Source organism: Chitinispirillales bacterium ANBcel5 (assembly GCA_029688955.1).
Classification (GTDB): Bacteria; Fibrobacterota; Chitinivibrionia; order Chitinivibrionales; family Chitinispirillaceae; genus Cellulosispirillum; species Cellulosispirillum alkaliphilum.
Map to the genome: position 1 here is coordinate 35,607 of JARUKZ010000011.1, position 14,903 is coordinate 50,509.

The 14,903-nt window shown below is 41.6% G+C and carries 10 protein-coding genes; 5 read left to right on the forward strand and 5 right to left on the reverse strand.

Features of this window, described 5'->3' with window-relative positions; translation table 11 throughout:
• Positions 1 to 65 precede the first annotated feature (65 nt).
• Together QA601_07905 and QA601_07910 are read right to left on the reverse strand one after the other, a co-directional pair.
• Positions 66 to 650: a hypothetical protein gene (locus QA601_07905; GenBank protein ID MDG5814996.1), complete on the reverse strand. Its 585-nt coding sequence runs from the start codon at positions 648 to 650 to the stop codon at positions 66 to 68.
• A 337-nt stretch (positions 651 to 987) separates the two neighbouring features.
• On the reverse strand, positions 988 to 3,291 hold the full coding sequence (locus QA601_07910) for a PAS domain-containing protein (protein ID MDG5814997.1): 2,304 nt from the start codon (positions 3,289 to 3,291) through the stop codon (positions 988 to 990).
• Between the two features lie 251 nt (positions 3,292 to 3,542).
• On the opposite strand from QA601_07910, the gene QA601_07915 reads away from it, so the two are divergent.
• From QA601_07915 to QA601_07925, 3 genes are all read left to right on the forward strand, one after another.
• Positions 3,543 to 4,283: a polyprenol monophosphomannose synthase gene (locus QA601_07915; GenBank protein ID MDG5814998.1), complete on the forward strand. Its 741-nt coding sequence runs from the start codon at positions 3,543 to 3,545 to the stop codon at positions 4,281 to 4,283.
• Positions 4,270 to 5,892: a glycosyltransferase gene (locus QA601_07920; GenBank protein MDG5814999.1), complete on the forward strand. Its 1,623-nt coding sequence runs from the start codon at positions 4,270 to 4,272 to the stop codon at positions 5,890 to 5,892. The genes QA601_07915 and QA601_07920 overlap by 14 nt, the downstream gene beginning before the upstream one ends.
• A 61-nt stretch (positions 5,893 to 5,953) precedes the next feature.
• Entirely contained in the window at positions 5,954 to 8,269 is a 2,316-nt protein-coding gene (locus QA601_07925; protein ID MDG5815000.1) for a Tex family protein, read from the forward strand.
• A 327-nt stretch (positions 8,270 to 8,596) separates the two neighbouring features.
• On the opposite strand, the gene QA601_07930 is transcribed toward QA601_07925, so the two are convergent.
• Positions 8,597 to 8,803, reverse strand: a complete 207-nt coding sequence (locus QA601_07930; protein MDG5815001.1) for a hypothetical protein — start codon at positions 8,801 to 8,803, stop codon at positions 8,597 to 8,599.
• Positions 8,804 to 8,869: 66 nt separating this feature from the next.
• Here QA601_07930 and QA601_07935 point away from each other — a divergent pair, with 66 nt between their 5' ends.
• A complete protein-coding gene (locus QA601_07935) occupies positions 8,870 to 9,013 on the forward strand; it encodes a hypothetical protein (protein ID MDG5815002.1) in 144 nt (47 codons plus the stop codon).
• Between the two features lie 161 nt (positions 9,014 to 9,174).
• Here QA601_07935 and QA601_07940 read toward each other — a convergent pair whose 3' ends face one another.
• Complete coding sequence (locus QA601_07940) at positions 9,175 to 10,092, reverse strand: dihydroorotate dehydrogenase (protein MDG5815003.1); 918 nt, start codon at positions 10,090 to 10,092, stop codon at positions 9,175 to 9,177.
• On the reverse strand, positions 10,083 to 10,847 hold the full coding sequence (locus QA601_07945) for a dihydroorotate dehydrogenase electron transfer subunit (protein ID MDG5815004.1): 765 nt from the start codon (positions 10,845 to 10,847) through the stop codon (positions 10,083 to 10,085). The genes QA601_07940 and QA601_07945 overlap by 10 nt, the downstream gene beginning before the upstream one ends.
• 294 nt (positions 10,848 to 11,141) lie before the next feature.
• Here QA601_07945 and QA601_07950 point away from each other — a divergent pair, with 294 nt between their 5' ends.
• The gene (locus tag QA601_07950; GenBank protein MDG5815005.1) at positions 11,142 to 14,882 is read left to right on the forward strand and encodes a CotH kinase family protein; all 3,741 of its coding nucleotides are present in this window, start codon (positions 11,142 to 11,144) and stop codon (positions 14,880 to 14,882) included.
• The last annotated feature ends 21 nt before the right edge of the window (positions 14,883 to 14,903 follow it).

Here is a 14,903-nt window from a genome sequence, read left to right on the forward strand (position 1 = left end):
GAAAAAGCTTCGGAACTGGTCCGAAGCTTTTTCTTAATAGTGACCAGTTATTTGTGGAGAAGGATCTACTCGATTTCCTCTTTCTGAGCCTTTAAAATACCCTCTCTGCTGAATGCTACAGCCATGATTATAACCTCATCAGCAGAGTTACTGAGTACCTGTTCTCCATGAACTTCCATCAGAGCATATTTTCTCAGCAAAAAGCGGTTGGGAGAGACTATGTTGTTTTCGGCATCCAGTACGAAGTCTCCCCTTGTACCATCATTGAGCACAACCTTATCACCGAAGTCATAGATGTAGTCGATGCTGTCGATTTGAATCCTCTCTTTACCTTCTTCGGTGGAAATCATGATCGTGGGATGGCAATCAACTCTGCCTCGGGTTGAAGCACCGTTACCTTCAGCGTATCCACTTGAGAGGATCTGAAAATTCATGTTTGCTTCAACTTCCACTTCTCCTTCTCCGGGAAAGCGGCGGGTTAGCTGAATTTCATGATTCCCAAGGTAAAGAGCCCAGAATCTGGCTTCTTCAATCTGGTTATCAGTAGTCAGATACCACATCCTTTTTTCGATTATTGAACGGGAAAAACTTGCTGTTGCTCCAATAAACAGTAACGCAAATACAGCTATAAGACATTTGTTACGACTCACTCTTACCTCCTTATAATGGTTACTACAGCCACTTTAACGTAATTTAAGCGTTTTTATTGATACCTAAATTAGTGCCTTGGTTACCTAAAATATATAGTTTGTACAAAAAAATATACAAAGAGTTAGTATGCAGGTGTTGAAAAAAAGTGAAAATTGATCATACGGACCAGGAAGTTACACCCAAGATCCCCTTCAGTTATATGGATACCATGTTTTTCGGTAAACGCCCATTTTGTGAAATTTTCTGTTCAGACTACGTACTTAATAAGCTTGCGGCCACCGATCTGTTACTCAAACATAGAGGTTAGAAAAGCAGAAAGTCTGCCCTTCTTACTACTCAGGCACTTTTAGTTTGATAGTCATTATCTTCGTTGTGAATATCCTCTTGCTGTGGCTGGGGTTTTATTGCAGGTAAGAAGATGTGAAATACGCTTCCTTTGCCGGGTTCGGATTCAATGTTTATCTGTCCCCCATGATTTCTTATAGTGGCATAGGCCATAGTCAGTCCAAGACCTATACCGTTTTCTCTGGTAGTAAAATAGGGGTCAAACACTCTTGTAAGGGTATCGCCGGGAATCCCTTTGCCGCTATCTTTAATTGAAATTTTAACAAAATGTCCTTCAGAAAGTCCAAGTACGGGGTTCTCTGCGGTGTCATGGTTTTGTGCAGAGATACGCACGGTTCCCCCTTCGGCCATGGCCTGGTCGGCATTAATGATTAAGTTATTAAGCACCTGATCAATTTGACCCTTATCCATTTCTACCTCATAGAGGTCTTCAGCAAAATCGAGCATGTAGTCTGAGTTTAGGCCGTTCATATAGAAGCCAACAGAGGTTTCAATTAAATCTCTTATACAACCCTGTTCCTTTAGCGGCGTGTTGTTACTTGCAAAAACCTGCAATTGCTTTATGAGCCCCGATGCCTTGAAAGCGGCCTTTTCCGCGGTTGTGATCAGACGACAGGTCTCAGATGAAGGGTCGATACCTACCTTCGATAAAAACAAATTGGTTACAATGTTTGAAAAAATAGTGCTGAATTCGTTTGCAATCCCACTTGCCAGAATGCTCATAGATTCAAGTTTTCTGGCTCTGAAAAGCTCCTCTTCAATTTTCTTGCGCTTTGTGACATCACTGAACACAATAACGTTTCCATTGAAATGGCCAGAAGTATCGGAAATCGGAGCACACATTTCAGATATGAGCCGTTTGGTTCCATCTTTTGAATAAATCTGATAGCAATTGGGTTGTGGCTCTTCATCTTTGCTCTTTTGGGGCTTTGGAAAATGGCGTTTCAATTGGTCATTAGTTATGTCATACACTTCATAGACATCTTCCAAATTCTGTCCCCATGCATTTTCGAGCTCAACCCCGGTCATCTTTATGGCTGCATCATTAAGCAGCATTACCTTGCCCTCTTTGTTGGTCGCAATGACACCATCGTGAATAGAGCTTAAGGTCACCGAAAGTCGCTCCTGTTCTGCTTTGAGATGTCGTTCGGCTCTCTGTTTATCCTCTATTTCGCAAATGAGCATTTTGTTTGACTCGGTGAGTTCTGTGGTGCGTTCTTCAACTTTCTCTTCAAGCTCCTCCTGTGCTTTGAGAAGTGAGCGACGTACGATTTCGATTTCAGTGATATCACGGATTATAAATACTGTACCAACAATGTTGCCATCTTTAGCATAAATAGTGGACCAGGAGAGCAGAGCAGGAAATTTTTCCCCATCATTTCGCAACAGGTGTAATTTTTTATCAGAACATTTTTTATTAGGTATTTCAGAGACGGACGAATAATCGCTTAGAAAATCAAGAACACAGCCGCAGTGTTTGTTGATTAAATCTGATCTATCCCGTTTTAGCGTTTGAAGCAGCATGGGGTTAATAACTTCAATCTCAAGTTTTGAATTAACTACCAATATTCCTTCAGACATGGTTTCTACGATAGTGGATGCCGCTAGCCCTGTGCTTACATTAAAAAGGTCACGCCTGTTAACGGCAAATCCTATCACCAAAGCGATGAAGGCAAAGGATATATTCACTAATTCCGGAATTTTGACTGAAAATCCCAAAAACATAAATTCACTTAGTATCCCTGTAATGACGGGAAAAGATATTGCCCAGAAGATTAGTTTGGTATTTTTGTTTTCACAGGTATCCTGACAGTGTTTGTAAAACCGAAGCAGAAGAATAAGGCACACAGTGGCGACTGTAGCAGATATGTAGAATAAAAAGTTGTACCCTAACCGCTCTGGGTTACTGCTCCATCCCCAAAACTCTTTGGTTGGAATGGTGTTATAGGTGTTATAACTAAGCACCGATAAAAAGATAGTGGGCAGGTAGATGAAAGCAAAAAGGAAAAAACGGTTTTTTGAAAGTCTGCTACGGGTGAAAACTACTACGAAATGGAGAAGAAGAGCTAAAGAGAAGGGCCATAGGCTTTTTAATGATAACCACATCCGCGCTCGTTCGGCAGTTTCTGCCTGTCGTACTAAAAATTCCAAAAATGCCCAATACGAAAATGAGATGCAAAGCGCTGAAAATACCTTGTTTTGAGTACTCGAACTGTTCTTAAAAAATATAAAAACAGCTACGCTAACACAGATAAGTGCTGAAAAGAGTGAAAGGAGTGCATAAAATGTTAGCATAGTCGAAATTCTTCTGATAACCTCATTAAAGGATGATGGGTATAAATTAAATAAACTGTTTGTGATTGATACTTTTGCTCTAATGGTAACATTCATAAAGCAGGAAATCAATAAATTTTTATACCATAGTTGTAATAAAGGGAAAATGGGATAGTTAAGCTCTTTTATCCTTTCTGGCCCTGAGTTATATTTTTGGGAATACCCGGTTTTTTTGTGGGGGGAAATTGGATTATTAATTGACTGGGATTTCAATGGATCTTTCAAAAGTACTTATTATCATACCTACATATAATGAGCGCGAGAACATTGTGCTCATTATACCCGAAATAAAAAAAATCCTGCCGCAGGTACACATACTGGTGGTGGATGATTCTTCGCCGGACGGAACAGCACAATGTGTAGAGCAGATGGCACGAGGGATTGATGGTGTTCATCTTTTTGTGCGACCCACAAAGGATGGCCTGGGCAAAGCATATATAAGTGGTTTCAAATGGGCGCTTGAGCGGGAGTATGAGTTTATATTTGAAATGGATGCTGATTTTTCACACAGCCCCGAGTACTTGCCTGCATTTCTTGAAGCCGCCAGGGAAAATGATCTTGTTTTGGGATCCAGATATATTTGTGGGGTAAATGTCGTTAACTGGCCGATGTCCCGGCTTTTACTTAGCTATTTTGCTAATCGCTTTGCACGGTTCATTACCGGTATCCCCGTAAAGGACTGCACCGGTGGGTTTAAATGTTTCAGGCGCTCATTGTTACAGTCACTAAAACTCGACTCAATAGCTTCTTCAGGATACTCTTTTCAGATTGAGTTAAACTATTTTGCGTGGAAAGGTGGCTTTAGGCTTAAAGAGATACCTATCGTATTTTCCGATCGACAGAGAGGGGTATCTAAGATGTCTACGAAAATTATCCGGGAAGCACTCGTTCTAATCTGGAGGCTGAGAATATCCTCCTTTTTTAAAAAGAAAGCAGTAAATGGTAGAAGCTAATAATTCTCAAGTGTTATTATCTGTAGTTATAGTTAATTACAAGGTTCCCTATTGTTTGCGTGAAGCTCTGAACTCAGTTAAAGAAGCCAAATTATACAATAAATGTGAAATTATAGTAATAGATAATGCTTCAGAAGATAATTCAAAATCAATTATCACTTCTGAATTCCCTGAAGTCCAATGGATACAGCTAAAGAGTAACATCGGGTTTGGAAAAGCTTGTAATTTAGGGGCACGAAGAGCCAGAGGGAAATACCTGTTACTCCTTAACCCCGATACGGTAATTTCTGAAACCACACTTACTGCCTGTGTCGATTTTATGAATAATAATCCGGATGCAGGGATGCTTGGTCCCAAGATATTAAACCCTGATGGGACTATGCAGGCAAGCTGCCGGCGCTCTTTCCCCACTCCATCGGCTGCGCTCTTTTATTTTTCAGGGCTTAGCCGTTTTTTCCCTAAGAGTAAAAGGTTTGGAAAGTACAATCTGACCTATATGGATGAAAACAAAACGGCTGAAGTTGATGCTATATCCGGTTCATTTATGTTTATGCCTCTTTCTGTTTTCCAGGAGGTGGGAGGATTCGATGAGCGTTTTTTCATGTATGGAGAGGACATAGATCTATGTTGGCGAATCCGAAAAACGGGTAAAGCGGTATGGTATAATCCACAAATCCAGATTATTCACCTGAAGGGTAAAAGTTCCTCTAAACGGCAGTTAAGGTCTCGTATCGCATTTTACGAGGCTATGATTATCTTCAGCAGAAAATATAAAGCACATCGGGGAGGTTTTTTTCCCGGATGGCTGATATTTTTGGGGATTATTATACAGGCATCGATAAATATTGGCTCGATTCTGATACGTACAGCTCTGGCCGGACTTATCGATTTATTGATAATCAATGGCACCTTGTGGGCGGGGATTTCACTGCGCTTTCATCTTACAAACGAAACCACTCCCTACAATGATCAGTTACTTATAATGCTTGTAACGCATGTTCTAATAAGCGCTGTGTTTCTATTTATGTTTATCTATAATGGAGTCTATTCTCAGCGCCAATATTCCAGGCTAAATGCATTGCTCTCCGGTGTCCTTTCATCCACTGTGTCTATTGCTGCTGTTTTAAGTGTTAGGGTCGCGGCGTTTACCAGAATTGGCTACAGTCTCTCTTTGGCTGCAGTGACACTTTTGCTTCTGGGCTGGAGGGAAATGCTGCCCAAATTAACACATCTCAGGCCCTTTATTTTTGCTCCTTCAAAGGTTTTGATCGTTGGTAACTGTCCCCTTGTTTCAAAACTAATAAAGGAAATTGAAGATCAGAGGGCACACTCAATAAAAGGAATCGTTCGCTGCCCTGATGAGAATTCTCCAGTAGCAGTTGAAGGCTATCCGGTGTTAGGTGAAATTAGCGACCTTAAAAACATATTAACCAAAAACCAAATTGATATTCTCATTGTTGCCACAGAAAAACCCTGGTACTCAAACATAATAGAGGCTATGTCCCGGCTTGGCAAAAGGGCTCCGGAGGTACGGTGGGTTCCTCAGAAGTTTGTGGAGGAAAAATCAAAAGATCTTCCCGAAACGGTTCCACTTCACATCGTCTCTTGAAACGAACGCTTAGAGGTTTTAGACAATTGGTATATCAATTCTAATCAGGATTCAGTAGCGTATGACTATGAACATTGCCGAACAACTTATCAATGAATTTACCCTCAAACCCTTTCAGGTGCAGAATACTCTTGAGCTTTTTAATGAAGGCGCAACTGTACCATTTATTGCCCGTTACCGTAAGGAACGTACTGGTTCACTTGATGAAATACAGATACGTGATCTTCAACACCGGTACAACTATTATAAAGAACTGGATGAGCGCAGAGAAGTTATACTCGAAAGTATTAAAAGTCAGGAAAAGCTTACTCCAGAACTGGAAGCAAAAATACAAAAGACTCTGAGTAAAACAGAGCTTGAAGATCTCTATCTTCCCTATAAACCTAAACGAACCACACGCGCCACCAAAGCCAGGGATGCGGGGCTTGAACCACTTGCAGAGTGGATACTTGAACTTACTTGCCCTCACTGTGATGCCATGGTTAAGGCTGAGGAGTTCATAAATGAGGAAAAAGGAATTGATACTGCGCAAAAAGCGGTAAAGGGTGCCTGTGATATCCTGGCTGAAGTACTCTCCGATAATGCTGATGTACGAAAATGGATGCGTGAGCTGGCTGCTGATCAGGGTGTTATAATAAGTAAGGTAAAAAAGGAGTTTGAGGAGCAAAAGACCAAGTTTGAAATGTATTACGATTTTAAGGAGAAAGTAAGCTCTCTTCCTTCACACAGAATACTTGCTATGCTACGGGGAGAACGGGAAAAGGTTTTACGTTTGTCCCTTGAAATACCACAGGAAACCGCCGTTCAATACCTTAACAGTAAACTCATTGAAAACCCCGAAAGCGCAACGGTTGATTTGCTTCAGAAAGTGGTACTCGATAGCTACGACCGACTTCTTCTCCCTGCTACAGAAACTGAAATACGAAAAGAGATCAGGGATAGGGCAGAAGCAGAAGCGTTTAAAGTGTTTGGTGATAATCTTGAAGCACTGCTTTTATCGCCACCGGCCGGAAGAAAACCGGTAATAGGTATCGATCCCGGGTTTAGAACAGGGTGTAAAGTGGCGGTTGTAGATGATACGGGCAAGTTTATCGAAAATCATACAATCTATCCCAATGAACCTCAAAAGGAAACTGAAAAATCAGCAGCAGTTATTGCCAAACTTATTCAGACGTATAATATAGAGCTTATAGCCATTGGTAACGGTACAGCAAGCAGAGAAACTGATCAGTTTGTTCGGTCGGTGATTAAAGATATGCCAACCAAACCTGCCAGTGTGATAGTAAACGAAGCTGGAGCAAGTGTGTACAGCGCCTCAGATGTGGCCATAAAGGAGTTCCCGGAACTCGATCTTACTGTCAGAGGAGCGATTTCCATCGCACGCCGGCTTCAGGACCCTCTTTCGGAGCTGGTCAAAATCGACCCTAAATCAATAGGAGTTGGGCAGTACCAACACGATGTAAATCAGAGTAAGCTTAAAGAGTCTCTTGATGAGGTTGTTGAGAGTTGTGTGAACAGGGTAGGAGTAGATGTAAACCTTGCTTCCGATGAACTGTTGAAATACGTTTCCGGTCTCAACAGACTGATCGCATCCAACATCGTAAAATACCGAAATGAAAAGGGCGCCTTTTCTTCACGAAAAGAACTCCTCAAGGTTCCGGGGCTGGGTGAAAAGAAGTTTCAACTTTCTGCAGGGTTTTTAAGAATCGCCGGTTCCAAAAATCCACTCGATAATTCTGCTGTGCATCCAGAGCGCTATGAACTGGTGAAACAGATGGCATCTCAACTTAATACAACCATCAATGAGCTCATTGGAAACAGCACTCTTCTAAAATCAATAAACAAAAAAGAGTTCGTTACCGAAGAAGTAGGATTACCTACCATCGATGATATTCTTTCTGAGCTGGAAAAGCCGGGTCGTGATCCTCGTCAGGAGTTTCAGTATGCACGCTTTAAGGATGAAGTGAATGAAATTAAGGATCTTGAGGAAGGGATGCTTCTTGAAGGGACGGTAACAAATGTGACTAACTTCGGGGCATTTGTGGATATTGGAGTGCATCAGGATGGACTTGTGCATATATCAGAGATGTCGAATTCTTTCGTTTCTGATCCCAAAGATGTAGTGAAGGTGGGTCAGGTGGTTAAAGTACGCGTTGCAAAGGTGGATGCAGAACTTAAAAGGATATCCCTGTCAATGAAACTGGATGGAGATACCAGGGCAGCACCGGCCAGAAATGAGAGAAAAGATGGCCCACAAAAGAAGGCGCAGCCCTCTGCCAAATCGCTTGCACAACGCTTTGGCAAAGAAAAAAAAGGGGACAAACAGCAGCTCAGGACAGTTAAGCCTAAAATCAATATAAAAAGATTGTTGCCTTAATGAATAAGAGCTTCGCAGAATTAAAGTAGGCGCGAAGCTCTGCTCCGTTTTCTTGTTACCAGGATTTTTGAACTTATAACGGATTTTCACACGGGAACACCGCGTTCTTCCCTTTTCTTGCTCAACGCTCAAAACTATTAAAACCCAAACTTCCCACTCTACCACCTAAGCAAGCCCTGAACAGGGAGATTTCCATTAGAAGCCCAGGGCAATGGCCCTGGAAAAACATCACGGTAGACCAAAGAGCCCTGAATGGGCGACCTCTATTATCGAAACTCCAGGCATTCTTTCACCCCTCCCCTAAAAAACGCTGCAAATGGCTAAGCGCTAAGCCATGAGAAACATACCCCAAACAGTGAGAAACATACCCCAAACAGTGAGAAACATACCCCAAACAGTGAGAAACATACCCCAAACAGTGAGAAACATGCCCCAAACAGTGAGAAACATGCCCCAAACAGTGAGAAACATGCCCCAAACAGTGAGAAACATGCCCCAAACAGTGAGAAACATGCCCCAAACAGTGAGAAACATGCCTCAAACAGTGAGAAACATACCTCAAACAGTGAGAAACATACCTCATTTAACTCGATTTTGAGCATGTTTCTCACTGAAAGTGGTAGGTTTCTCACTGTACATACCATGTTTCTCAAAGATACAGGCATGTTTCTCAAAGTTTATGCCGTGTTTCTCAGTGCACAGGGGGTGTTTCTCACTGTTACTGTAGTGTTTCTCACAAAATGACCCATGTTTCTCAAATTTTGGACTGTCCAGCCCTCTCTGACTATATTAATGAGACAAAGTCATGTATTAAATTAGAGGTAGCATTATTTAACAGTACTGGGGTACGATTTGACCGAGAACTGCGAAAACGAAGAAGAGTTATGATTGAGGAAGGTCCAGTTCTAAATAAGCAAGTCTTTCATTTGGGTCACTGCGTTTACATTCTCTCTGTCACAGTACTCCTTTATTCCATCGAGAACATTTTGCGGTGCCTGCGGGTCGATAAAATTTGCGGTACCAATCTGTATTGCAGAAGCTCCGGCAAGCAGATACTGAATCGCATCATCGCTATTCATTATACCACCCATACCGATAACCGGGATCGTTACAGCGTTGCTTACCTTATAGGTCATGGCTACTCCCACGGGTCTGATTGCCGGACCTGAGAGACCACCGGTTTTCATCTGAAGAACAGGTTTTTTTGTGGCAGTGTTGATAACCATTCCCAAAAGTGTATTAATACAGGAGAGAGCATCTGCTCCGGCATTCTCTGCAGCCCGAGCAATCACGGTAATATCGGTAACATTGGGAGTAAGCTTTATAATTATTGGCTTTGATGTACGTTTACGCAGCTGCGAAGTAAGACGCTCAATTTGTACCGGATCGGTGCCAAACGCAAGTCCGCCGTGTTTTACATTGGGACATGATACATTTATTTCATAACCCCAAATTCCATCAACAGCTTCGAGTCGCTCAAGGACGGTGGTGTATTCCTGCTCTGTTGAGCCTGCCACATTGACCACAATCGCACAGGGTAACCGTCTTAAAAAAGGCATCTTTTCTGAGATGAATCTATCTACCCCAACATTGGCCAGCCCGATAGAGTTGATTAATCCTGATGGGGTTTCAATAATTCTTGGTATCTCATTTCCTTCTCTGGGGGCAAGTGTGACTGCTTTAGTATAAATAGCGCCCACCCAGTTAAGGTCCAGAAGCTCTTCATATTCACTACCATAGCCAAATGTGCCTGAGGCAACTCCTACCGGGTTGGGGAGTATTTTATCACCTATTTGTATCGAAAGATCTGTAGTTATTCCCATAGTATGTCTCTGCTGTTAAAAACCGGTCCCTCTTTACACGCTCTTTGATAACCTGTTGTTGTCTTGACCACACACCCCATGCACGCCCCCACTCCACAAGCCATTACCTGTTCAACTGACACAAAGCATTGTGCTTTTTTCGTATCTGCAAGGTCGTTTAGCGCTTTAAGCATTGGGTGTGGTCCGCAGCAATAGATTGTGCTTTTTGAATCGACACTACCTTTTTCTTCCAGGTAATCGATCACTGTTCCTTTGAATCCCGCAGTTCCATCATCGGTACATACTACAGGTTGGAGCCTTTTGAAGCTTTGAGCATCCGGAACGGAGTGCGTATTTCTGCATCCAAACACAAACTCTACTGATTGGTTTTTTTGCAATAGATCAGAAACCATAAACATCACAGGCCCAAGTCCAATACCTCCGGCTACCAAAACGGCTTTTTGAGGAGGTAGTTTTGGGAAGGGATTGCCCAGGGGACCAATCAGATCAAGCGTTTCACCTTTTTCCTTAGAACAAAGAAGTTCTGTAGCGCGTCCGCGTTTCTGATAAATAATTGAGGCGCTCATTGTTTCTCCATTAAAAGCGGAGAAAGCAAAGGGGCGTCTTAGAAGCGGAACAGTGTCATGTGAAACCCTGATTGTTAAAAACTGGCCAGGTACAGGAATGCCGGCTTCATGGTCCCAGCTAAATTCCAATTCGTAGAAATCGGAAGTGATTTTTTGGTTTCTTATAACTTTTGAATTGATTTGTTTCATAGTTTGTTTTGGCTACTAATTTTTATGGTCGCTTAGAATATACTCTTTTGTGACTGGTATAAAGTTGTGTAATTGAATCTGTGACCTCTTCTGTTTGAAATCAATACTATAGAGATTGATCAGTGATTATTTTGAACCACTCAGGACGGTTATAAATATACATTTTTTCACCTTTATATTTTGGCATAATTTACCTTATTATACTTTGCCAAATACTTTCAACGAGTATAGTCCTTATTTACACAACCTGTGCTTATTCGCTTAAACAGAGGTGAAAGGCAGATGTTTCCACATATGTTTTTTAAAATAGGACTTCTGATAATTTTCCAATCGTTTCTAATGGTTAGTAAATCTTATGGTCATGTAATCCTAAATGAAATTATGAGCTCTAACTCATTTACTCTTTCAGATAGTGATGGAGATTATGAAGATTGGATTGAGATTTTAAATACTGGTCATACTACTATAAACTTAGCGGGTTTTGGCTTATCAGATTCTTATAGTGAACCGTTTAAGTGGGTTTTTCCTGCAATAGAGCTTGAGCCCAATCAGATTATTGTTCTATGGGCTTCGGGTAAAGACCGGCGAAATCCTCAAGGTCAGTTGCATACTAATTTCAGGATTGCCCGAAGCGGGGAAGAAGTAATTCTTACCGAACCGGCAGGAGAGCGAATTGATGAGCTTAAACCGGTGGAAATTCCTACTGATTGGTCTGTGGGACGTATCGAGGGTGATACTGAGAGGTGGTTTTTTTTCAAACAACCTACTCCGGGAAAACCAAACACCACAGAGGCGTATCAGGAGATTTTGGAATCACCACGGTTTTCACATACTCCGGGATTTTATGCGAGTGATTTTTTCCTGGAGCTGTCGCATCCAGACCCACAGGTCTCTATCCATTATACTCTCGATGGCTCGGTTCCCACTACAGAGTCGTCTGTGTATTCTGAGCCAATACACATACGTGACCGCAGTGAAGAGGAAAATGGAATTTCAATGATTCCTACCAATGATGTGAAAGTGGATCACTTTCAATGGACTCCACCTTTAGAAAACGTGGCAAAGGGCACTGTTATTCGTGCTAAAGCATTTAAACCAGGGTATTTATCAGATCAACCCGTTTCCGCTACCTACTTTGTGTTCCCTGAAGGAGCAAGTCGATATTCGCTTCCTGTGATATCGGTTATTACTGAACAGGAGAATTTTTTCTGTGATTCTATAGGAATCTATGTGCCTGGAAACAGCTATGTTCCAGGCGATTCATCTGTGCACAATCCTACCGGCAATTACACTTTGAGAGGGAGGGAATGGGAGCGGGAAGGAAGCATAGAATATTTTGACCCATCTACGGGTTTGGCATTGTCACAAAATGTGGGGTACCGTATTCATGGTGGTTATTCGAGGCGGTTTCAGAGTAAGAGTTTAAGAGTGTATGCAAGAAATGATTACGGTACAAATACACTCAACTATCCATTCTTCTCCGAATCACCACATGATCATTTCCGAAGGCTTATACTGAGATCCGGAGGCAACGATCAGCAACTTGGGATGATGCGGGATGCGGTAGCTCAGCTTGTCGTTAGAGATCTTAACTTTGTTACTCAAGGGTACAGGCCAACAGTAGTGTTTATCAATGGAGAGTACTGGGGGATAAAAAATATACGGGAACGGTATGACAGGCATTATCTTGAGCGTGTATATGGAGTTGACCCCGAGAATATTGATCTGCTCACACATTCCCACTACGCAAAAGAGGGTTCTGATGAACATTACTTACAAGTATACAATTTCATAAACCACAACAACATGGCTGAAAGCGACAATTATTCTAAGGTTAGGGAAAATATTGATGTGGACAATTTTATCGATTATTATGCCGCTCAGATAATTACCGGTAACCGGGACTGGCCAGATAATAATATTGACTTTTGGCGTCTGAGAGTTCCCTATCGGACAAATGCGCCAAAAGGGCATGATGGCAGGTATCGTTGGATGGCTTATGATTTAGATTACGGGTATGGGCTCTACACTGAACCAAGCACGGATGTAATCTATTGGATGATGCATCATAAACCAGAGTGGTCCAGAAGAATGTTTGTAAACTTAATTGAAAATGAAAATTTCAGGACTGATTTCATAAACAGAAATGCTGATTTGCTTAACACTACTTTCAAACCGCACAGAGTAACCGGTATTATAGATAGTGTTTCTGGTTTAATTGAACCCGAGATAGAAGAGCATATCCGGCGCTGGAATCAACCACAGGATTTAAATTCATGGTTCAATGAGATTGAAACGATGCGTGAATTCGCACGCAGACGCTATCACTATGTTCGACAACACTTAATGCGGTTTTTTGGACTGTCTGAAACCTCACAGGTTACAGTCTCTACCGATTTAGATAAGGGAAAAGTACGAATCAATACATTGCTCATAGATGAGCAGACACCGGGTCTTGAAGGCGCTCCCTATCCATGGAACGGTGTTTATTTTAAAGATAATCCGATTCGTTTAGAGCCTGTAAACAAAGAAGGATTTGTATTTAGCCACTGGCTTATAAACGGGCAAAGAGAGCAGGCTCCGGTTTTGAGTATAAATCCAAAGGCCGACATATCGGTGGAGGCTGTATTTACAACGAAAGAGAAAATAGCCAGAGGAAATGAATCACTCATACATTTTTTTCATTTCAATTCTATAAACGATCAAATCGATTCTGTTGGGGAACTAACTACTGTACTATCAGATTACAGCATAAATACTAACGCGCTAATATCGTATGAGGGTAGTGGTGAAGGCTATATGGATCTGGTGGAGGGAACTAAAGAAAACATACAATTGGATATAGGTGCCGGGCATGCACTCAGGGTAAGAAATCCTTCCTATAACCGAGCCCTTGTTTTTTGTATCCCCACAGAGGGCTTTGAGCATATAAACTTCAGCTATGCAGTAACCCGAACTACAAATGGCCCTACACAACAGTCCCTTTATTATTCCACGGCAAAAGGGGCACCTGAATGGGTACCCTATAAATCAGGTATAGAGATAAATGAAGAATATGAAACCAAATATTTTGACTTTAGTTCGATAGCTTCAATAAATGATAATCCTCACTTCAAAGTAAAGCTGCTGTTTAATGATCAATCGATGGGTAGCTCGGGAAACAATCGTTTCGACAATGTAGCAGTTAAGGGACGGCGTAGAAGAGAAGAGTTACTACACTATTATAACTTTAACACTCTTTCAGAAAACCTTGATCCAAACGGAAGAGTTCGTGTGGTTTCTTCAGATTTCAGTCTGAATGGAGAATCATCAATTACCTATGCAGGTGAAGGTATTGGATATATGGATGAAGTTGAGGGTACATATGTTAATAGTCGAAGAAATGATAGTTCCGGAAGCGCCCTGCGGGTGAGAAATCCATCAGCTGGTCGATCACTGGTGTTTAATATGCCAACAACCGGATACGACGACATTCTTTTTAGTTATGCTGTACGAAGAACCACCAATGGTGCAACAAAGCAATCTCTTTACTACTCTACTCAAAAGGATACTTCTTCATGGATACTGTTTGAGTCTAATATCGAGATATCTGAAGAGTTTACCGTGAATAGTTTTGATTTTAGTTCAGTAGAAGGAGTTAGTGATAATCCTTATTTCCGGTTAAAGATTACCTTTGATGAACAATCTATGGGTTCATCAGGAAATAATCGATTTGACAATATCACACTTGAAGGGGTCTCGGTAAGTGAGCCTGTTTTGCCAGACGAACCAACTGGTCTTACATTGTATCAAAACTACCCCAACCCATTTTCCAATTCAACCACAATTCGATTTTTTCTGCCGGAGCCTTCAACTGCTCGTCTTATAATATATGATCTTAGAGGCAGAGTTGTTGCAAGATTACTAAACGAATCACTTGACGAGGGCACTCATGAGGTCGTTTGGAATAGTAGAAATAGTGCTTCAGGAGTTTACATATATCGACTTGTCTATAATGGTAAATCGGCTGTAAAAAAGATGATCCTGAGCAGATAGAAGTACCATATTGGGGCCGGT